The 21,345-nt window shown below is 32.4% G+C and carries 18 protein-coding genes; 13 read left to right on the forward strand and 5 right to left on the reverse strand.

The genetic code is table 11. From position 1 onward, the window contains the following. Position 1 precedes the first annotated feature (1 nt). Positions 2-1,735, forward strand: a complete 1,734-nt coding sequence (locus tag LQ682_RS02240) for a lactose-specific PTS transporter subunit EIIC (protein ID WP_103268980.1) — start codon at positions 2-4, stop codon at positions 1,733-1,735. Between the two features lie 18 nt (positions 1,736-1,753). Continuing rightward, positions 1,754-3,157, forward strand: a complete 1,404-nt coding sequence (gene lacG / locus LQ682_RS02245; protein ID WP_064204381.1) for a 6-phospho-beta-galactosidase — start codon at positions 1,754-1,756, stop codon at positions 3,155-3,157. Between the two features lie 84 nt (positions 3,158-3,241). Here lacG and LQ682_RS02250 read toward each other — a convergent pair whose 3' ends face one another. After that, positions 3,242-3,892: a hypothetical protein gene (locus LQ682_RS02250; protein ID WP_103268979.1), complete on the reverse strand. Its 651-nt coding sequence runs from the start codon at positions 3,890-3,892 to the stop codon at positions 3,242-3,244. A gap of 88 nt (positions 3,893-3,980) precedes the next feature. Further along, positions 3,981-5,732, reverse strand: coding sequence for a purple acid phosphatase family protein (locus LQ682_RS02255; protein ID WP_228064687.1), 1,752 nt, complete (start codon positions 5,730-5,732; stop codon positions 3,981-3,983). Between the two features lie 279 nt (positions 5,733-6,011). On the opposite strand from LQ682_RS02255, the gene LQ682_RS02260 reads away from it, so the two are divergent. Further along, positions 6,012-6,761: a glycerophosphoryl diester phosphodiesterase gene (locus LQ682_RS02260; protein ID WP_064204384.1), complete on the forward strand. Its 750-nt coding sequence runs from the start codon at positions 6,012-6,014 to the stop codon at positions 6,759-6,761. Positions 6,762-6,912: 151 nt separating this feature from the next. Here LQ682_RS02260 and LQ682_RS02265 read toward each other — a convergent pair whose 3' ends face one another. Beyond that, entirely contained in the window at positions 6,913-8,145 is a 1,233-nt protein-coding gene (locus tag LQ682_RS02265) for an MFS transporter (protein ID WP_064211386.1), read from the reverse strand. Between the two features lies 1 nt (position 8,146). Continuing rightward, the gene (locus LQ682_RS02270) at positions 8,147-9,301 is read right to left on the reverse strand and encodes a hypothetical protein (RefSeq protein ID WP_064204386.1); all 1,155 of its coding nucleotides are present in this window, start codon (positions 9,299-9,301) and stop codon (positions 8,147-8,149) included. 263 nt (positions 9,302-9,564) lie between these two features. Between LQ682_RS02270 and LQ682_RS02275 the strand changes: the two genes are divergently transcribed. Continuing rightward, positions 9,565-10,539 (forward strand): ketoacyl-ACP synthase III, encoded by a 975-nt coding sequence (locus LQ682_RS02275; RefSeq protein WP_016998953.1) that lies wholly within the window; start codon positions 9,565-9,567, stop codon positions 10,537-10,539. Positions 10,540-10,622: 83 nt separating this feature from the next. Here LQ682_RS02275 and LQ682_RS02280 read toward each other — a convergent pair whose 3' ends face one another. Beyond that, positions 10,623-11,813, reverse strand: a complete 1,191-nt coding sequence (locus LQ682_RS02280) for an NADH-dependent flavin oxidoreductase (RefSeq protein ID WP_016998954.1) — start codon at positions 11,811-11,813, stop codon at positions 10,623-10,625. A 265-nt stretch (positions 11,814-12,078) separates the two neighbouring features. Between LQ682_RS02280 and LQ682_RS02285 the strand changes: the two genes are divergently transcribed. The 9 genes from LQ682_RS02285 to tarL all read left to right on the forward strand — a co-directional run bounded on the left by LQ682_RS02285 (position 12,079) and on the right by tarL (position 21,334). Next, positions 12,079-13,083 (forward strand): LLM class flavin-dependent oxidoreductase, encoded by a 1,005-nt coding sequence (locus LQ682_RS02285; protein ID WP_239723822.1) that lies wholly within the window; start codon positions 12,079-12,081, stop codon positions 13,081-13,083. A gap of 18 nt (positions 13,084-13,101) precedes the next feature. Beyond that, a complete protein-coding gene (locus LQ682_RS02290) occupies positions 13,102-13,434 on the forward strand; it encodes a glycine cleavage system H family protein (protein ID WP_103268974.1) in 333 nt (110 codons plus the stop codon). Further along, positions 13,435-14,220, forward strand: coding sequence for a protein-ADP-ribose hydrolase (locus LQ682_RS02295; protein WP_239723823.1), 786 nt, complete (start codon positions 13,435-13,437; stop codon positions 14,218-14,220). After that, positions 14,213-15,103 (forward strand): SIR2 family NAD-dependent protein deacylase, encoded by an 891-nt coding sequence (locus tag LQ682_RS02300; protein ID WP_103268972.1) that lies wholly within the window; start codon positions 14,213-14,215, stop codon positions 15,101-15,103. The genes LQ682_RS02295 and LQ682_RS02300 overlap by 8 nt, the downstream gene beginning before the upstream one ends. Before the next feature lie 10 nt (positions 15,104-15,113). Beyond that, a complete protein-coding gene (gene lplA, locus LQ682_RS02305; protein WP_239723824.1) occupies positions 15,114-16,136 on the forward strand; it encodes a lipoate--protein ligase in 1,023 nt (340 codons plus the stop codon). Positions 16,137-16,370: 234 nt separating this feature from the next. Further along, positions 16,371-17,792, forward strand: coding sequence for a polysaccharide pyruvyl transferase family protein (locus LQ682_RS02310; RefSeq protein WP_064211379.1), 1,422 nt, complete (start codon positions 16,371-16,373; stop codon positions 17,790-17,792). A gap of 85 nt (positions 17,793-17,877) precedes the next feature. Beyond that, positions 17,878-18,594: a D-ribitol-5-phosphate cytidylyltransferase gene (locus tag LQ682_RS02315; RefSeq protein WP_239723825.1), complete on the forward strand. Its 717-nt coding sequence runs from the start codon at positions 17,878-17,880 to the stop codon at positions 18,592-18,594. Continuing rightward, complete coding sequence (locus tag LQ682_RS02320; protein ID WP_239723826.1) at positions 18,587-19,612, forward strand: alcohol dehydrogenase catalytic domain-containing protein; 1,026 nt, start codon at positions 18,587-18,589, stop codon at positions 19,610-19,612. Before LQ682_RS02315 ends, LQ682_RS02320 begins: the two co-directional genes overlap by 8 nt. Positions 19,613-19,645: 33 nt before the next feature. Beyond that, complete coding sequence (tarL, locus tag LQ682_RS02325) at positions 19,646-21,334, forward strand: teichoic acid ribitol-phosphate polymerase TarL (RefSeq protein WP_064211378.1); 1,689 nt, start codon at positions 19,646-19,648, stop codon at positions 21,332-21,334. The last annotated feature ends 11 nt before the right edge of the window (positions 21,335-21,345 follow it).

The raw sequence follows: 21,345 nt of genomic DNA on the forward strand, positions 1-21,345 counted from the left end.
AATTATGGAAGCACTTATCGCACAAATTGAAAAAGCTAAGCCACTTTTTGAAAAAATTTCTCGAAATATTTATTTAAGAGCTATCCGTGATGGTTTTATTTCAGCAATGCCTGTAATTTTATTTTCAAGTATTTTCTTATTAATAGCTTATGTACCAAACGTATTTGGTTTTACATGGAGCAAGAGTATTGAAGCGGCACTTATGAAGCCTTATCAATACACGATGGGTATTGTAGCATTGTTAGTTGCGGGTACTACTGCTAAATCTTTAACCGATTCGTATAACCGAAGATTAGAAAATACAAAGCAAATTAACTTTATATCTACTATGTTAGCATCGATTTGTGGCTTTTTATTTTTAGCTTCTGATTCGATAAAAGAGGGCGGATTTGCGAGTGAATTTCTAGGTACTAAAGGTTTATTAACAGCATTTTTATCTGCATTCGTTACAGTTATAATATATAACATTTGTGTTAAGAAAAACGTCACGATAAAAATGCCCGAAGAAGTTCCACCAAATATTTCACAAGTATTTAAAGATATTATCCCATTCGCTTTAGTTATTTTAGTGTTATATGGTTTTGATTTACTAAGTAGAGCAGCATTAGGATCAAATGTTGCTCACGCTATCATCAAGTTCTTCGCACCATTATTTACGGCAGCAGACGGCTATGTCGGTATTACTATTATATTTGGAGCTTTTGCATTATTTTGGTTCGTTGGAATTCATGGTCCTTCAATAGTGGAACCGGCAATAGCTGCTATAACTTATGCTAATATTGAAACGAACTATCAATTATTAAGTTCCGGTGCTCATGCAGACAAAATCATAACTTCTGGAACACAAATGTTTATTGCAACTATGGGTGGAACAGGTGCTACTTTAGTCGTGCCATTCATGTTTATGTGGCTAGCTAAATCTAAGCGTAATAAAGCGATTGGAAGAGCATCTGTAGTACCTACATTCTTTGGAGTGAATGAGCCTATTCTCTTTGGTGCGCCATTAGTGTTGAACCCTGTGTTCTTCATACCATTCATATTAGCGCCAATTGCAAACGTATGGATTTTTAAAATATTTGTTGATTTAGTTGGTATGCATAGTTTTAGTGTTAACCTTCCATGGACAACGCCAGCGCCTCTCGGAATTGTGATGGGAACAGGATTGGGAGTATGGTCCTTTATTTTAGCGATTACTTTAGTGATAGTAGATATTATTATTTATTACCCATTCCTTAGAGTGTACGATAGACAAATTGTTGAAGAAGAAATTTCTGGACTCAATCAATCTGAGCATCTACAAGATAAAGTTAAGGAAAATTTTGATACAAGTAAAGCTGATAGTATTATAAGTAGTTCTAATAATAATGAAACTCAAGAATATGATGAAGAACAAAGTAATAATGACTTAAGCAACGATGAAGCCAAAAACGTATTAGTATTATGCGCAGGTGGCGGTACGAGTGGATTACTTGCTAACGCTTTAAACAAAGCAGCTAAAGAATTTGGAGCACACGTTACGGCAGCAGCTGGAAGTTATGGTGCTCATATGGACATTATGAAAGACTATGATTTAATCGTTCTTGCACCACAAGTAGCTTCAAACTACGAAGATATTAAACAGGACGTTGATAGATTAGGTCTTAAATTAGCAAAAACAGAAGGTGCAGAATACATTAAATTAACGCGTGATGGTAAAGGCGCATTAGAGTTTGTAAAAAATCAATTCAATAATTAGAAGGGAATAGATATATATATGAAAAAATTACCTGAGGATTTTATTTTTGGTGGCGCAACTGCAGCATATCAAGCTGAAGGAGCAACTCAAACAGATGGAAAAGGAAGAGTAGCTTGGGACACTTATTTAGAAGAGAATTATTGGTATACGGCAGAGCCAGCAAGTGATTTTTATAATCGTTATCCAGTAGATTTAGAGCTTAGTGAAAAATTTGGAGTTAATGGAATTAGAATTTCGATAGCATGGTCAAGAATTTTTCCAGATGGATACGGTGAAGTGAATTCTAAAGGTGTTGAATATTATCATAATTTATTTAAAGAATGTCAAAAAAGAAATGTAGAACCGTTTGTAACGCTTCATCACTTTGATACACCTGAAACGTTACATTCTGACGGAGACTTTTTAAACCGTCAAAATATTGATTATTTCGTTGAATATGCAGATTTTTGCTTTAATGAATTTGAAGAAGTGAATTATTGGACTACATTTAATGAAATTGGACCTATAGGAGATGGTCAATACTTAGTAGGTAAATTCCCTCCAGGTATTAAATATGATTTCGAAAAAGTATTTCAATCTCATCACAATATGATGATAGCGCACGCAAGAGCAATTAAAATATTTAAAGAAAAAGGGTATAAAGGAGAAATTGGTATTGTTCATGCTCTTCCTACTAAATATCCATATGATCCAAGTAACCCTGAAGATGTGAGAGCAGCGGAACTTGAAGATATTATCCATAATAAATTTATTTTAGATGCAACATACTTGGGCGAGTACTCAGACAAAACAATGCAAGGTGTTCAGCACATTCTTGAAGTCAATGGAGGAGAACTTGATATTCGCGATGAAGATTTAAAAATATTAAATGATTCAAAAGACTTAAATGACTTCTTAGGCATCAATTATTATATGAGTGATTGGATGAAAGCATTTGACGGTGAATCTGAAATTACACATAATTCGAAAGGCAATAAAGGTGGATCTAAATATCAACTTAAAGGTATAGGGCAACGTGAGTTTGATGTAGATGTACCACGCACGGATTGGGATTGGATGATATACCCTAAAGGACTTTATGATCAAATTATGAGAGTGAAAGCAGATTACCCAAACTATAAGAAAATTTATATTACTGAAAATGGTCTAGGGTATAAAGATAAATTTGAAGATAATACAGTTTATGATGATGCTCGTATTGATTATGTTAAGAAACATTTAGAAGTAATATCAGACGCTATAGCAGATGGTGCAAATGTTAAAGGGTATTTTATCTGGTCATTAATGGATGTGTTCTCTTGGTCAAACGGTTATGAAAAAAGATATGGATTATTCTACGTAGACTTTGATACACAAGAAAGATATCCAAAGAAAAGCGCATATTGGTATAAGAAGCTATCAGAAACAAAAACAATTGAATAAAACAGTAAAAAGCTTATCTTATTGGTTACGACCAAAAGATAAGCTTTTTATATGAGTGATAAAGTGTAAAAATTCCTTTTAATATCATTTATTATTTAGAATTTTTTTCCAACCTTCTGTTAAGGTCTCATTTTTTACTTCTTTGAAAATGAAGTTAGGTTTTAAGTTTGGATCTTTGTCATTATGATCTTTTGCTGCGAACCCTGTTGAAAGAGTAATGTCATCTTCTGAATTAAATGTGTGTGCATAAACTTTACCATTATCAGCAAACAAATATTTTGTAATAGGCTTATTCATATTTGCTACATTTTGATAGCCTTCAATATTAGATAAATTTTCTGCTGCTTTATCAAACCCAGTTGTGCCATTACTTGAATGATATGAGACAGCCCCAACAACATTGTGTATATCAAATGCTTTTTTGCCTGGTTTGCCTTTATCACTAACTTGAATTTCACCATCATCTGTAAGTGTATATGCATCACCAGTAGCATAATCACCGAAGCTCAAATAACGATTAGAGATTGCTAAAGATTGTTCTTGAGCATATTTATCTAATGATTTCATGATAGATTTTTTAATTTTTTTCTTATCTGATGAATTAATATCTGTTTTTTGGGCTTGAGTTGTATGTGCTGATTTAACGTGTTGTTGAGATTGGCTTTGGCTACTACAACCGACGGTAAAAACGACGATGCTAATTGTAAGAAAAATGTATTTGAATATTGCTTTCATAAATAAACTCCTTTATGTATAAGGGGGTGGGACTACGAAATCTTTTTATCAAAATAAGATTTCTGTCCCACTCCCAATTCATTCATAACTATTTATTTTGCTTATTTTTCAAAATACCAAATTCGTCGACTAATTTTACTTCACGTTGTTCTCCTTTGCTAATATCTCCGTATAGTTGATAAATTTTCACTTTAAGTTTGTTTCCTGATACTTCGTAAACTGAGAAGTTTTGCTCGGATGAATCGCGATTATTTTCATGACTAGTATCAAAAGCTTTAGATTTATGTGGTTGATTGCCAAGTGCGAACAAGCTGTTGTAATGATCTAATTGTTGTTGTGTTAAATCTCCTAATTCAGGACGTACTTTTTTGATGTGTTCTAATGAACGATCATAAATAGCATCATAAGCTTTTGTACCACCTGTGTTTGGCAACACATAGACTGAACCATTTGGATTATCATAATATTCTACATGGTCTTTTCCTAAAACTTGTGGTGCATCTTCAGGTTTTGCGTTTACAAAGCTATTTTTAGTAGAAGTATGCTCCAATGGTTTAGTTCGTGATAAAACATGATCGTGACCTTGTAACACTAAATCCACATCTAATTCATCAATCTCTTTTGTCAGTTCATTTCTAATTTTATTAACATCTTCATCGGATAGTGCATGATAAGATTTTGAATACATCGGTTTATGCAGGTTTAAAATAATCCATTTTGCACCGTTTTGTTTTGCTTGCTTAATATCTTTTTTAATCCAATCCATTTGTTCTTTGCCGATTGCTTTTTCATCAGGATTATCTTTAGATTTTTTGTTGTCATTTGTATTTGCTACAACCATGTGTGCACCGTTGTAATCAAATGAGTAATAAGAACCACCATTTACTGCATTATTTTCTTTTGGCACGTTCATGTGTTTGTTAAATTGACCTAATAATTTGTCATCGTCTTCACTTAAAGCATATTCATCGTGGTTTCCTGGAGCAGAAGCGACTGGAACAGATAAAAATGAAGGTCTTGAGCGCTCGTATAAATCTACCCATTCATCTTCAACTTCAGCAGTTTCAACAAAATCACCTGTGTGTAATGCGAAATTTGGATCTCCTGCTGTTTGAATTGCTTGTTGAATTGTATCAGCACCGAATTGAGCTTCGTTTCTTACATGTTCATTCCAGTAAGCATTTTGTGTATCAGTATACTGTACGAATTTAAATTCATCACCACTGTTACCAGATGTTTTGAATTGACCAACTTCACTTTGTGGACCACTCGCACTACCAACTTTATAATAGTATTTTGTATTCGGCTTTAAATTTTGAGCTTTAGCTTTATATGTATACTCTGGAACGGTAGTTAATTCAGACTTACCGTGTTTATCACCGCTAGTCCATTCCGCACCGCTAGCATTCTCATCAGTATAATAGCCATTAATTTTTTCTTTACCATTACTATCTTTAATAATTTCGCCTTCATCGTCTTTCTCTACATCAGCAAAAATGAAATTCCCGTTTTTATCTCGTTCGACATATTTAGAATTTACTTTTTTAGGCTTTGAATTAACTACTTGCGCGTCACTAAAATCTCCCGTTTCTGATATCCATACTTTTGCATCATTAAACTTATTTGTCGTGTACCAACTAAAACCCATTTGTGTTCTTGTATCACCATTAAAATTAGCGATTATACGATTTGGGTTGTTATTTGTAGGCACGGGCGCTACTTGAGGTTTTTCTTGCATAATCTTGATAGATTGATTACTTTGGGCTTGGGAACTGTTTTGCTCAGGTGCTTTTCCCGCTCCACTTGCATCTGCATATTGTGAACCAGGTAAGAGTAACATAACACTTGCTGTACTTGCTGTGACAAACTTTAACAAATTTCCACTTTTCATCTTTTAAGAACCTCCTATGTATGATTACTTCGAATTATAGCAATGGGATGTTAAATTAATATTAAGATGTTGTTAAAATACATAACTTGCTTTAAACCGCTAATAAACTAATAGAATGACCTTTACAAGAGACTCATATTTCTTGTGTTGGACGTTCTTTATATCTAAAATACAAAAAAAGAGGGTAGTAGATTAATAGAACCTTCAATATAGTTAAGGAGTGAAGATATGCTTACCGTTTATGGACATAGAGGGCTGCCTAGTAAAGCTCCAGAAAATACGATTGCATCTTTCAAAGCAGCATCCGAAATTGAGGATGTAAAATGGTTGGAACTTGATGTAGCCATTACGAAAGATGAACAATTAATTATTATTCATGATGATTATTTAGATCGTACGACAAATATGACCGGGGAAATAACTCAATATAATTATAGTGACATTAAATCTGCATCTGCCGGATCTTGGTATAGTTCGAAATTCAAAGATGAAGTTTTGCCAACATTTGACGATGTGATTGAAATAGCAAATGAATATAATATGAATTTGAATGTAGAATTAAAAGGTGTAACTGGACCAAATGGAACTGCACTTTCCAATAGTATGGTTAAACAAGTTAAGGAAAAGTTAGCTCAGTTAAACTCTAATCTTGAAGTTCTTATTTCAAGTTTTAATTTTGTATTAATCAAGTTATCGCATGAAATAATGCCGGAATATAAACGAGCTTGTTTATTCTGGACAACATCTTTCAGAGAAGACTGGAGAACAATTTTAGATTATTGTCATTCTAAAACTGTTAATGTTCAAGATTCATCTCAGTTAACGCAATCTAAAATAAGTGTGATTAAAGAAGCAGGATATGAAATTAACGTTTGGACTGTTAATAAAGCATCCCGTGCGAATCAACTCGCAAATTGGGGAATAGATGGTATCTTCACAGATAACGCTGATAAATTAATTCATTTATCAAATTCATAAAAAGCCTTAGCTATAAACCTACTAATGTAATTAGGTTTTAAGCTAAGGCTTTTTTAATATTTCTGTTTCACGTGAGACAATTTTAATATTTATAGACGAATTTACATGGAGGGAGTCTAAGGGTTGTCTGACCGTACTGATACGGGTAGTCTTATTTCTCTTGATTTTTATCCGTGTTATAGACTGTTTGATCTTTATTGTCTTGTTTTTTTTCTTGTTGCTCTGCTTTGTCTTCTTCTTCGATTTCAGCTTCTTGTTGTTCTTTTTCTTCTCGTAATTCTTTGATGCGTTTGTAACGCATTTTTTGTCTATAGCCATAAGTACTTTCGAGTATTAATTCTTCATTATTTAAGCCTGCGCCAATTGCTCCGGCAACAGTAGAAATTGATGCTGCGAACCATGCAAGGTTAAAGAAAGTTATGAAGTCTGCTGATCTGCCCATCTTCAATGTTTGACCGAGATAATCAGGCGGTAAAATCACAAGGGCGGCTACTAAGAATAAAATCAATAATGTCACATAATAAATAATCAATGAAATTGCTAAAGTAGAAACCGTTGTAAAATTATACAATCTCGTAATGCGACGATCTTCACTTTGTTTAATAGGCTCCCACAAACGATGTGCTACAATTGTCCAAATCATCATACCTAAAACTGCAACAATCGTCATACAAAATAATCGCCACTCTGTATAAACATAACTTAAATTCCACATTGTTGTAAAAACGATACCGAATGCTCCAGTTGTAAAAGCTATTGCCACAACACTACTTAAACTAGACATCATATTGAGCGGGTTGTTCGCAAAAGTCATACCACTTATTAATCTAAATGCCCCAAATGTTTTATTGGATACTAAATATTGAACGTGTTCTGATTTAGTATTTTCTATATAGTGTGATGTACGTTTAAGAGATGATAAAGGAAATTGGCTATTCATCAATTCATGGCTTGTTTCTGATTCTTTATTTTTATTTTTATGTTTGTACTCATTTACTTCTTTAATAATGCCAACGATAGTATGTTTCGCTCTTTTTTTCATTGGTCTCCAACCGTATGAAGGGAGAGAAATAAGACTTGTACCAGTGTCTTTATTAATATCGACAGCTACAACATATTTTTCTTGAAAGACTGGTAAATCGGTTATACATATCGTATAAGCCCATTCATTAGAATGATTGTAGTCATTTGTTTTTTCATAGATTCGTTCAACAGATTCTGCTGAACCCGTTAAAGGATCGATTGTTAAACTAATTTTCCATTCAACATCTGAATTTATATATTTAGATAAAGTTTCAGGTAGTTCATTTTCAAGTTGATAAGCTAAATTTTCAGGGAGGCCAGGGGCTGCAACTATACCTACGACTATTTTATTTTTAGTCATCTTATTTCTCCTCCTTTCTATGCGATTGTTTTTCACCTTCATATTGTTCTTCATTTTCTTTATCATCTTCACTTTGACTTTGAGAAATGTATTCGTAACGATAGTATTGTCTGTAAGAATACGTTACGCGACGAATTTTTTCAGCATTCTCAACTGTTGAACCTAAAGCTCCTGCTAAAAAGCCTAGTGAAGTAATGAACCAAATTAAATTAACATAGTCTATGAAAGTTGGGTGTATGCTATTTAAAGAAGTCCATGATGTAAATAACTCAGGTGGCACGAAAAGTAACGCACTTATTCCGAGTAACACAAAAAGTAAAAGGTAGTGAAATATAGTAATCGAGCCTACCGTCATAAATGTTGTTAAATTATAAGCATTTCGATAAATCCTTTGTGTTTTTGTAGAAGGATGCTCCCAAAGCTTATAAGAATAAATTAACCATGCAGTCATCCCTATTAAAGATAAAAGCGTTAATAAAATAAAACGCCAATAATCATATGAAATACTTAAATCCCAAGGCGTTGAAAAAATAGACACATACGTACCTGTCGCAAATGAAACAGATATAATCTTTTTGAAATCACCTATTGCTGACCATGGTTCATTAGCATAAGTCATCCCAGCAATAATATGAATCCAACCTATAGCAGCAGATTCTATTATAATTCGTACAGTTTGGGTTGAATTGTCCTCATTAGGTGTTACTTTAGATATTTTGGCAAATTTAAATCCTTTATTTTTTAATAAATCAACATCGTCTTCTTTGCGATACATGTAATTAAGCACAAAAGCTAGAAAGCTTTTCAATTTCTTCTTTAAATTAATTACACCAAGAGCTGGTAAAGAAAGAAATGCTGAATGTGTGTCTGTGTTTATATCACATACGACTGCTTTTTTACCAGAAATACTCGGTAAATCAGTGACACAAATAACATAATCCCAATTGTTTTGATCTTTTTTATCTTTTATTAAATCGAGTGTTTCATCCATATGCTCAGATGTGCCAATCATAGGAGCTACTTCCTGTTCAAAGTGCCAATCCACGTTTGAATCTATATTAGATTTGAAAGTTTCCTCTAGTTGATTGATTACTTTATCAATTAATTTATTTGGCATATCTGGAGAAGGAATCAATCCAACTGTTATAGCCTTCATAAGGTGACCTCCTTAAACTTATATGACCATTTATTAATTCCCGTATTATCCTGATTTAATCATATTCAGAGCAAAAGAAAAAACCAAATAACATACTTTATACACAAAAAATATATAATATGACCATTTATTAATTTAAAATCTAGGAGTATAGTTGTTTATAGTACGATAATAAAAAAAAGTAGTTCACATCATTTAATGAATAACAAAAGTATTATTTTAAAAAGAAAATAAGAATTCTATCAAGATGAGGTGGGGAAAAGATGACTCATGCAAAAATTACAGCTGTTGGCTCATATAAGCCATCAAAAGTATTAACAAACGAAGATATGGAACAACTAGTTGAAACAAGTGACGATTGGATTATTTCACGTACAGGTATTAAAGAACGACGTATAGCAGCAGATGACGAATTTACATCTGATTTATGTTATGAAGCTATTAAAAATTTAGAAAAGAAATATAATAAAGACATTAGCGATGTGGATTTAATAATTGTCTCAACTTTAACACCGGACTATAGAACGCCAAGTGTAGCTTCATATGTACAAGGTAGACTAGGTCTTGAAAATGCTGCTGCAATAGATGTTAATGCAGCGTGCGCAGGATTTGTATATGGTATTAATATGGCAAATGCATATATATCATCAGGTATGTACAATAAAATTATTGTCGTTGCAGGTGAAGTTTTATCTAAAATCACTGATTATTCTGACCGTAATACGTGTGTTTTATTTGGTGATGGCGCGGGTGCATTTTTAATAGAAAATGATGAAGAATCAAGTTTTATCACCTCCACAAGTGGCTCAGAAGGAAAATTAGCTGAAAGTTTATACTGTACAGATGTAAGTAAAACGATGTTCGGAAAAGATTTAGAACAAATCGGTTTTGTAAATCAAAATGGTAAAGAAGTGTATAAATGGGCAATTAAAATGGTACCAAGAGAAATAGAAAAAGTAGCTGAAAAAGCAAATGTAGAATTGAAAGATGTAGATTGGTTTGTACCACACAGTGCAAACTTGAAAATGATACAGAACATCTGTAAGAGAAGTGAATATCCATTTGAACAAACGCTACATAGTCTAGTTTATTACGGCAATACATCTTCAGCTACGATACCACTTGCTATAGATGATGCAGTAGACAGAGGAGATATTAAAAAAGGCGAAACAATACTGTTATTTGGCTTTGGCGGTGGTTTGACATATTCAAGTTCATTAATAAAATGGGGAATATAAGAGGGCAAGAAACTCTATTTTTCAAAAAAGCTCCTAATTCGTTAAACTTTATTTAACGGGTTAGGAGCTTTTGTTAAGGAAATTTAGTCATCATAATTCTTTTCTAATTTTCGTAATTCGTCTCGTGCTTTCTTTTCTAGACCTTCCCCATAATCCATCATGCGTACGATGTCTTTAAAAGCTGCTTTTGGAATTGCTAATGATACAAGTTCTTCTGATGTTACATTTAAATTAATTTCTTCGAGTCTGCCTTCTTTTAATTTATGAACAAAATCAGGTTCTGTAACGAAAGGTGAAGACATTCCGACCATATCTGCATTTTGGAGTGCATCTAAAGCTGTTTCTGGAGAATTGATACCTCCACTAACGATAAGTGGTATTCTTCCATTTAAATGTTCATATACGACTTGATTTACTCTTTTGCCAAAATATTTACCAGGTGTGCGCGTTGTATTTTGGTAAATATGACGCCCCCAACTAGCGATAGCTAAATAATGAATGTTTGCAACTTCTAATACCCAGTCTAAATGTTGGTTAAATTCATCGATTGTATAACCAAGTTTATCTCCTCGTGTTTCTTCAGGAGTCGCTCTATAACCGAAAATAAAATCATCAGGTGCTTCTTTATCGATTACTTTTTGGACAGCTTCCATGACTTCCAATCCGAATCTTGCTCTGTTTTCTAATGTGTTTCTTCCATATTGATCTGTTCGTTCATTTGAGAATGTAGAAAAGAATGTCTGTATAAGTAAACGTTGTGCTATAGATATTTCGACACCATCAAATCCTGCTTGAATAGCACGCGAAGTTGCGTCAGCATATTGTTGTATTACTTCATTTATTTTAGAAACTGACATTTCTAGTACTTCATGTTTAATAGGTGAATTTAATGACATTGGGCTTGGGCCATAAACTTGTCCATATTTTAAAATAGCATGATTAGAAAAACGACCTGCGTGTGCAAGTTGTAAAATAGCTTTATTGCCTGAACCTTTCATTGCTTTAGCAACTTTAGTTAACCCCGGTATACAAGCATCGTCAGAAATATTAAATCCATATTCAAATAATTGTCCGTAAGGTTCTATGTATGCTGCGCCAGTTACTTGCAAAGGTGCTGAATCTGCACGTCTTTTGGCGTAATTTAAATCTTCTTCTGTAATATGACCTTCTTTAGTAGATGAATTTGTTGTCATCGGTGAAAGTACAAAACGGTTTGATAATACAACGCCATTAGGCAATTGAAGTGATTCTAATAAAGGTGAGTATTTATTCATGTTATAACATCCTCTTTCGCGCTTTTCATTACTTTCAAATTAACATTGAAAAATTTAATAATCAATAAACAAATAGCTAAATGAATATTTATATGCTGGAAATTTAATAATTGCATAAATGGTTAACAAAATACTGATAAAAAAGTTATAATATATATTGGACAAAAAGGGATTAAGCAATAAATGTGATATTTCATACATCATCATGCATAATATAGTCGAACATGATTTTAGCAGTGATGTAAGTAATCTTGGAGATGATGGTTTGATTGAATTAAGTGTATTGGATTACGCTGTGATAGATGAAGGGAAAAGCGCTGAAGAAGCTTTGCAAGATACTGTGAAACTGGCTAAGTTAGCAGACAAGCTTAACTTTAAGAGATTTTGGTTAACAGAGCATCACGATGTGCCAGCGTTTGCCTGCAGTAGTCCTGAATTAATGATGATGCATTTATTATCAGAAACAAAGCGAATTAAATTAGGCTCTGGTGGAGTTATGTTACCACATTATAGCCCGTATAAAATAGCAGAGAACTTTAGATTGTTAGAAGGTTTGTTTCCAAATAGAACGGATTTAGGCATTGGTAGCAATTTAGGAACTGCGATTGTTAAACGTGCTTTGAATGAAGGTAAAACAGACCTCCTAGATTATGAGCAAAGCATCAAAGATATACGTCATTATATTACGAATCAAGATGAAAGTCAGCGCTATAAAGGATTAATTGCTCAACCTCATTTATCTCATCATTCGGATATGTGGCTACTTTGTACAAGTGCTGAATCAGCTCAGATTGCAGCTGAGCAAGGAATAGGCTTGACGTTAGGTACGTTTTTATTACCTAATCAAGCTCAAATTGATAGTGCAAAAGAAAGTGTCGATACTTATCGCAAAGCTTTTAATCGCACATCATTAAATATGAGCCCCACTGTTATGATAACAACATTTGTTATTGTTACAGATACTGAACAAGAAGCTGAAGACTTGTTACAATCATTAGATGTATGGTTACTAGGCAAAAAACAGTTTGCTGAATTCAGTCGATTTCCATCTATTGAAACTGCTAAATCATATAAATTAAGTGAACGAGATCAACGTTTGATTGAACAACATCGTGCACGTGTTATTGTAGGGACGAAAGAACAAGTTAAACTTAAAGTAGATCGACTTGTCGAAGATTTCCAAGCAAATGAAGTCTTATTAGTACCATTACATCCAGGAATTAAACAGAGATGTAGAACTTTAGAGTTATTATCAGAAATATATTTATAAATGAAAGGAAGATTTTTAATGAAAAAATTAGCGAATTACTTATGGGTAGAAAAAGTAAATAATCAATATGTTTTTAGAATGACACCGGAGTTACAAGATGATATTGGAACTGTAGGTTATGTAGAATTTATGGGACCAGACGACATAAATGTAGATGATGAAATTGTAAGTATTGAAGCATCTAAAACAGTGTTAGATGTACAATCTCCATTAGCAGGTACAATCGTGGAACGTAATAAAAAAGCTGAAGATGAGCCAACAATTTTAAACTCTGAAAAACCTGAAGAAAATTGGTTAGTTAAATTAGAAAATGTAGACGAAACTGCATTTAACGCATTACCTGAGGCATAAATGAAACAAACACAAGATGAGAGACTCGCTTATCTCACAGCTTATTTATGGAATGAAGCACATGGAGACAACCCTATTGTTGATGAGGGACGAAGTAAGTGGGAGCTGTATCGCGGACTCCAAAATGTTCGTCCCCCTAAACCAATAGACGATGCTTTTATCCAAGTACAAGATGCTTATTTATCAGAAATTAACCAAAAGCATGTAACATATATTGAAGATTTGGAGCCAGAATTAAACCAAAATATTTATTTATGGCAAGGTGATATCACTACATTAGCAGTAGATGGTATTGTGAATGCTGCTAATAGTAAGTTCTTAGGTTGTATGCAGGCTAACCATAATTGTATTGATAATATTATTCATACAAAAGCTGGCGTACAGCTTCGTTTAGCATGCGATGAAATTATTAAAAAACAAGGTAAAAAAGAAGGCGTAGGTAAAGCTAAAATTACGTCATCATATAATTTACCGTCCCAATATGTGATTCATACAGTAGGACCACAAGTTCAAAGAAAACCTGTCTCACAAATGAATAAAGACTTGCTTGCGAAATCATATCGAAGTTGTTTAAAACTGGCTGATGAAAATGGATTGAAGCATTTAGCATTCTGCTGTATTTCAACTGGTGTATTTGGATTTCCACAAGAAGAGGCGGCAAAAATTGCAATAGAAACAACGTTAAATTATTTAAACGAAACAAATTCACCTATAAAAGTTATTTTTAATGTTTTAAAAGATAAAGATTTCCAATTATACAAGGAGGCACTCAGTCAACATGAATAAAGAAACATGGGATGCATTAACATTGAACCAAACCGACAATACCCAAGCTGAAGTAATTGCTCAAGCTTTTAAAGAAGCGGATGCGGTCGTAGTTGGTATTGGTGCTGGTATGTCAGCTTCTGATGGCTTCACGTATATTGGCGATCGTTTTACAAAGAACTTTCCAGACTTTATCGAAAAGTATGGATTTTTTGATATGTTACAAGCGAGTTTACATCCTTTTGAAAGTTGGCAAGAATATTGGGCTTTTGAAAGTCGATTTGTAAAATTAAATTATATAGATCAACCTGTAGGTAAGTCATATATTGCATTAAAAGAAATGCTTAAAGGTAAAGAACACCATATTATAACAACTAATGCGGATAATGCTTTTGATATAGCTGAATATGATATGGGTAAAGTGTTCCACATCCAAGGTAAATATATTTTATGGCAATGTAGTCAACACTGTCATGCTCAAACGTATCGAGATGATGATGCAATTAGACAAATGGTAGAACAACAAGAAGATATGAAAATCCCTTGGGACCTCATTCCACATTGTCCGAAATGTGATGCACCTATGGAAATAAATAAACGTAAAGCACAAGTAGGTATGGTAGAAGATGCTGACTTTCATGCACAGTTAGATCGGTATAATGCATTTTTAGAAAAACATCAAGATGACAAAGTTCTTTATATAGAAATTGGCATTGGTTACACAACACCTCAATTTGTGAAACATCCTTTCCAACGTATGACACGCCATAACGAAAATGCAGTTTATATGACTTTAAACAAAAAAGCGTATCGCATTCCTAAAAATATAGAAGATAGAACAATACATTTAACAGAAGACATTTCTACTTTAATAACAGATGCACAACAAATCTTACAAAATTAGGAGTGATGATATGTATTTAATTGAACCTATTCGTAATAGAGAATATATTGCAGACGGGGCAATAGCCTTAGCAATGCAAGTTTATGTAAGTCAGAATATTTTCTTGGATGATGATATTTTGTTTCCATATTACTGTGATCCGAAAGTCGAGATTGGCCGTTTCCAAAATACAGCTATAGAAATTAATCAAGATTATGTAGACGAACATGATATACAAGTTGTCCGCCGAGATACAGGGGGAGGCGCAGTATATGTTGATCGTGGTGCTGTAAATATGTGCTGTATTCTTGAAAAAGATACTTCTATTTATGGAGATTTTCAGAGGTTTTACGAGCCAGCAATCGATGCCCTACATAATTTAGGAGCTACAGAAGTGATTCAAAGCGGGCGTAATGATTTAGCAATTCATGATAAAAAAGTATCAGGAGCAGCTATGACGCTTATTAACAATCGTATATATGGCGGCTATTCTTTATTATTAGATGTCGATTATGAGCCAATGGTAAATGTACTTAAACCAAATCGTAAAAAAATTGAATCTAAAGGTATAAAATCCGTGCGTGCTCGCGTTGGCAATATTCGTGATTACTTAGATGAAAAATATAAAAATGTTACGATAGACGAATTTAAAAATTTAATGGTCGAACAAATTATGGGTATTGATGATATTAAAGAAGCGAAACGATATGAATTAAGCGCAGAAGATTGGGATGCAATTGATGAACTTGCAGCGAAAAAATATAAAAACTGGGATTGGAACTACGGACGTTCACCTAAATATGAATATAATCGCAGTGACCGATTCAATTGTGGCACAGTCGACATAACATTATCCATAGAACAAAATCGAATTGCCAAATGTCGAATTTACGGAGATTTCTTTGGTCAAGGAGATATCACAGAAGTAGAAGAAGCATTAATAGGCACAAAAGTAGTCAAAGCAGAACTTATTAAAGCGTTAGATGAAATAAACTTAAAATATTACTTTGGCAATATTACGTCAGCAGAGCTTACTCAATTAATTTTAAGTTAATAGTAAAAAAGTAAAACGCCTAAATGGATACATTATGGCGTTTTTGGTTTTTTAAAGTAAAATCAATAAATTCAAAAAGGGAATAACTTTATTAGTATAGTATTTAAATATTTAAGTTATTATAAAAACGTATGAAAAACTTTATATATCTACTTAAATTATATATAATTCATTTTATTTTTGTTAACTAATGATATAAAATGTAATAAGTGAATAATTTAGGAGGGGAAGTTTTTGAAGAGATACTTAATACGTTCAGGTATAGCTCCAAATGAAATTAAAGCGCCTGAAGAGATGATTCTTAATAATTTAATAGGAGGGAATATAGGTAATTTAATTTACGCCTATAGTATTTATAGAAACTTAACAACTGAAAATGTAGAAATTGTTCCTGATAGATATAGAATAAACGAAAATGATGCTGATTATATTAATAAAAATTATGATGCTTATATTATCCCATTAGCAGATGCATTTCGTGATACATTTGTTGCAAGTTTAAAAGCTTATACAAAATTATTTAAAAAACTGAATATCCCAGTCATTGTAATTGGTGCAGGTGTTAAAGCTCCTATAGATAAAAATGTTGAAGATGGATTTTCATTTGATAAAGAAGTTAAAGATTTTGTTAATGCTGTATTGGAGCGTTCGAACATAATTGGCTTAAGGGGACAAATTACAGCTGATTACTTAACTTCACTTGGATTTAAAGAAGGAGTAGACCATGTGGTTATAGGCTGTCCATCTATGTATGCTTTTGGCAGAGATTTAAAAATCAAAGATTTAAATCTTCATGAAAACTCTACTGTGGCAATAAATTCTTCTAAACTTTCACCAGAACATGTTTTGAAATTCATAACAAGTGTTACTGATAAATATGATAACTATTATTTTATTCCTCAATGGATGAAAGAATTCAAAATGACATATTTAGGTAATCAAAAATTAGGTGAAAATACTGATTTTTATCCTAATACTATAAATGATAGATACTATGAAGAAGATAAAGTGAGATATCCTTTAAATGCTAAATCATGGATAGATTTTATGGGAGAAATGGATTTTGCAGTAGGGGCAAGACTACATGGTAATATAACAGCTACAATTGCAGGCACTCCTAGTTTACTGTTAACAAAAGATGCGCGTATGAAAGAGTTAGCTGAATATCATAATTTAACACATATAGAAGAGAGCGAATTAAAATCTGGGGTAACATTGGATGAGCTAGTAGAGCGACTTGACTTTCATGCGCCTGAAAAAGTGCAAGCTAGAAACTTTGATAACTTTATAGAATTTTTGAATAAAAATGGTTTAGATCATATATATAATTATGAATACTATAATAATCCACCATTAGATAAACAATTAGAAAAAATCAAATTACCTAATATGTTAGCACCTATTAATAAGTTATCACCAATTGAAATTTCAAATAGGTTAATTGGATATACTGAATTAGCTGAGTCAAAAGAAAATAAAACTAATAAAACGAATAAAGAATTAAGAAAGAAAGTAAAAAAACAACAAGCAATAATTAAGAAAGAATATAAACAAATTGATAACCTAACACGAGTATTAAAGAGAAAATCTACGCGTATGGGTATAAGTGTAGGTACTGCACTTTCAACTATAAAAGAAAAAATCAAAAAGGAGTAAGCTTTTAACCTAAGATTTAAATCTTAGGTTATTAGGATTTAAGTTTAATAAATCATCAAAATATATAAAAGCGGGGGTTAATTAAATGATATATGCTGGAATATTAGCAGGTGGAATCGGTTCTAGAATGGGAAACGTTCCTTTGCCAAAACAATTTTTAGATCTTGATGGTAAACCAATCATTATACATACAGTTGAGAAATTTTTATTAACAAGAGAGTTTGATAAAATCTATATTGCGACACCGCAAAAGTGGATTTCTCACACCAAAGACACATTAAATAAATTTAATATTAACGACGATAGAGTTGAAGTAATAAAAGGCGGAGAAGACCGTAATGAAACAATTATGAATATCATTGCAGCGATTTCAGAGTTTAAATCAGTAACGGATGAAGATGTTATTGTAACGCATGATGCAGTTCGTCCTTTCCTAACAAGACGTATTATTAAAGAGAACATTGATCTAGTTCTTGAACATGGTGCAGTTGATACTGTTATTCCTGCAACAGATACAATTATCGAATCTGAAAATAAAGAAGATATTTCAAGCATTCCTGTAAGAGATTATATGTATCAAGGCCAGACGCCACAATCGTTTAACATTAATTTATTGAAAAATAGTTACTATAACTTATCTGATGAAGATAAAAAAATTTTAACAGATGCTTGTAAAATACTCGTTGTTTTAAATAAAAAAGTGAAATTAGTAGATGGGGAACTTTACAATATTAAAATTACAACACCTTATGATTTAAAAGTTGCCAATTCTATTATTAAAGGTGGGATGTTGAGTGATTAATCAGGTTTATCAACTTGTAGCGCCCCGTCAATTTGAAGTGACTTATAATAATGAGAATATTAAGAGTGATAAAGTTATCGTACGACCTTTATATTTATCAATTTGCGCGGCTGACCAACGATACTATACTGGTAGTCGTAATGAACAAGTTCTTGAAAAGAAACTCCCTATGTCATTAGTACATGAAGGCGTAGGAGAGGTTGTATACGATAACAAAGGCGAGTATAAAGTCGGGACGAAAGTGATTATGGTACCGAATACACCTATTGAAAAAAGCGAAGTCATCAGTGAAAACTATTTACCAAGTAGTAAATTTAGATCAAGTGGTTTTGATGGTTTTATGCAAGATTATGTCTTTATGGAACATGATAGAATCGTTGAATTACCGGATGATATAGATTTGAGTGTTGTTTCATATTCAGAACTCGTGTCTGTAAGTTGGCACGCTATACAACGATTTCAGAAGAAATCTATAGAAACACAAGGCAGTTTTGGCATATGGGGAGACGGTAATTTAGGCTTTATAACATCTATTTTATTACGTAAGTTATATCCAGAAGCGAAAATTTACGTGTTTGGGAAAACGGATTTTAAGTTAAGTCATTTCTCATTTGTAGATGAGGTATTTTATATTAACCGTGTACCAGAAGATTTAATAATTGATCATGCTTTTGAATGTGTCGGCGGAAAAGGCAGTCAATCTGCAGTCGATCAAATTATTAATTTAATTTCACCAGAAGGCAGTATTGCTTTACTAGGTGTTAGCGAATACCCTATTGAAGTAAACACGCGTTTAGTGTTGGAAAAAGGCATTACGATGATAGGCAGTAGTAGAAGTGGTGCGCAAGATTTTAAAGATATTGCTGAATTTTATAGAATATATCCAGACGTTATAGAAAAATTATCTTTACTTAAAGGCCAAGAATTTGAAGTAAGAACTATAAATGATGCAGTTGATGCTTTTGAATCTGACCTGTCAACCTCTTGGGGTAAAACGGTTATAAAGTGGGTAATGTAACGACTGAGATTAGCTTAGGAGTGGAAAGAAAAGTTGAGTAAGTATAAGTTAAAAGTTGTAAATATATATTGGGAAAGAATCCAACTTTTTATCGAAGGTTATGCTGAAGATATAGAAATAGTAAGTAATGGATTCATTCTTAGAAATTTAACAGAAACAAAAGAATTACAGGCAAATGATGTGAAAATAGATGGTAATCATTTTATAGCACGTTTTAATGTTGCTATATTAGATGATGGGAATTATTTACCATCTGATCAATATTTGCTTGTTTATAAAGGTAAATTTGATTATATTGCAAATGTTAATGAAACATTATTAGACCCATTAAAATATGAATTAGATGAAGAACAATTAGAGCATTATGAAGAAATAGAAACGCGTAATGGAAAAAATAATTATTTATTAAGCTACTTTAAGCATGAATTTAAAAGAGGCGGCGACTCTAAAAAAACAACTTACAAAGTAATACCTAAAATTTCTAGAGAAGTTAACGAGTTTGTACTAGACATTAAATTCCAAGCTCCAAAACCAAAAGAAAAGAAGATAGTAACTAAATATAAAGAGTACAGAAGTAAATATAACAAAAGATCATTTAAAGTACGTAACTTTTTCTTTAAAACAATATTTAATATTACAAAATTCTTTCACTTAAAAAAAGGGAACACAGTATTATTTACTTCAGATTCGCGTGCAGAAATGTCTGGTAACTTTGAATTTGTTTATAATGAAATGTTAGATAAAAAATTAGATGAAAAATATAAAATTCATACGATTTTCAAATCTGATATTACAGAAAGAAGAAAGTTAATTGATAAATTTAGGTTTCCATTCTTATTAGGAAAAGCTGATTATATATTTGTTGATGACTATCATCCACTTCTTTATACTATTAAATTCAGAAAGAGCCAAGAAATCATTCAACTATGGCATGCAGTGGGTGCATTTAAAACAGTCGGATTTAGTCGTACAGGTAAAAAAGGAGGCCCTTTTTTCAATTCTCCTAACCATAGAAACTATACAAAAGCTTATGTTTCATCAGAAAATGATATCCCATACTACGGTGAAGCATTTGGTATTAAAGAAAAATATATTATACCTACTGGTGTACCAAGAACGGATATTTTATTTGATAAAGACTATGAACAAAAAATTATAGCAGAAATGGAAGATGAATTACCGATTATTAAAGGGAAAAAAGTTATCCTTTTTGCACCAACATTTAGAGGAAATGGTCATCGAAGTGCTCACTACCCATTTTTCAAAATTGACTTAACTCGTTTTGCACGCTATTGTCGTGAAAACAATGCGGTTGTTTTATTTAAAATGCATCCGTTTGTGAAGAATAAACTGAACATTCCTAGAGAATATAAAAAATATTTTGTAGATGTATCAGACTTTAGAGAAGTAAATGACATACTGTTTGTCATAGATATTCTAATAAGTGATTATTCTTCGCTAGTTTATGAATTTGCTGTGTTCAAACGTCCAATGTTATTCTATGCATTTGATTTAGAAGATTATATTACTTCAAGAGATTTTTACGAGCCATATGAAACGTTTGTGCCTGGTAAAATCGTAGAAACCTTCGAAGAACTGATAGAATCACTAGATAACAAAGACTTTGAAGAAGAAAAGGTGCCAAAATTCTTAGACAAGCACTTTAAATATCAGGATGGCAAATCAAGCGAAAGAATTGTCAGAGATTTATTTGGAAGCTAAAATGTATAGCC

It is taken from the genome of Mammaliicoccus sp. A-M4 (assembly GCF_022386955.1).
Classification (GTDB): domain Bacteria; phylum Bacillota; class Bacilli; order Staphylococcales; family Staphylococcaceae; genus Mammaliicoccus; species Mammaliicoccus lentus.

Coding starts and splice junctions, on each gene's coding strand:
- lacG (WP_064204381.1), top strand. CDS start 1,754: ATGAAAAAATTACCTGAGGATTTTATTTTTGGTGGCGCAACTGCAGCA.
- LQ682_RS02250 (WP_103268979.1), bottom strand. CDS start 3,892: ATGAAAGCAATATTCAAATACATTTTTCTTACAATTAGCATCGTCGTT.
- LQ682_RS02255 (WP_228064687.1), bottom strand. CDS start 5,732: ATGTTACTCTTACCTGGTTCACAATATGCAGATGCAAGTGGAGCGGGA.
- LQ682_RS02260 (WP_064204384.1), top strand. CDS start 6,012: ATGCTTACCGTTTATGGACATAGAGGGCTGCCTAGTAAAGCTCCAGAA.
- LQ682_RS02265 (WP_064211386.1), bottom strand. CDS start 8,145: ATGACTAAAAATAAAATAGTCGTAGGTATAGTTGCAGCCCCTGGCCTC.
- LQ682_RS02270 (WP_064204386.1), bottom strand. CDS start 9,301: ATGAAGGCTATAACAGTTGGATTGATTCCTTCTCCAGATATGCCAAAT.
- LQ682_RS02275 (WP_016998953.1), top strand. CDS start 9,565: ATGACTCATGCAAAAATTACAGCTGTTGGCTCATATAAGCCATCAAAA.
- LQ682_RS02280 (WP_016998954.1), bottom strand. CDS start 11,813: ATGAATAAATACTCACCTTTATTAGAATCACTTCAATTGCCTAATGGC.
- LQ682_RS02290 (WP_103268974.1), top strand. CDS start 13,102: ATGAAAAAATTAGCGAATTACTTATGGGTAGAAAAAGTAAATAATCAA.
- LQ682_RS02295 (WP_239723823.1), top strand. CDS start 13,435: ATGAAACAAACACAAGATGAGAGACTCGCTTATCTCACAGCTTATTTA.
- LQ682_RS02300 (WP_103268972.1), top strand. CDS start 14,213: ATGAATAAAGAAACATGGGATGCATTAACATTGAACCAAACCGACAAT.
- lplA (WP_239723824.1), top strand. CDS start 15,114: ATGTATTTAATTGAACCTATTCGTAATAGAGAATATATTGCAGACGGG.
- LQ682_RS02315 (WP_239723825.1), top strand. CDS start 17,878: ATGATATATGCTGGAATATTAGCAGGTGGAATCGGTTCTAGAATGGGA.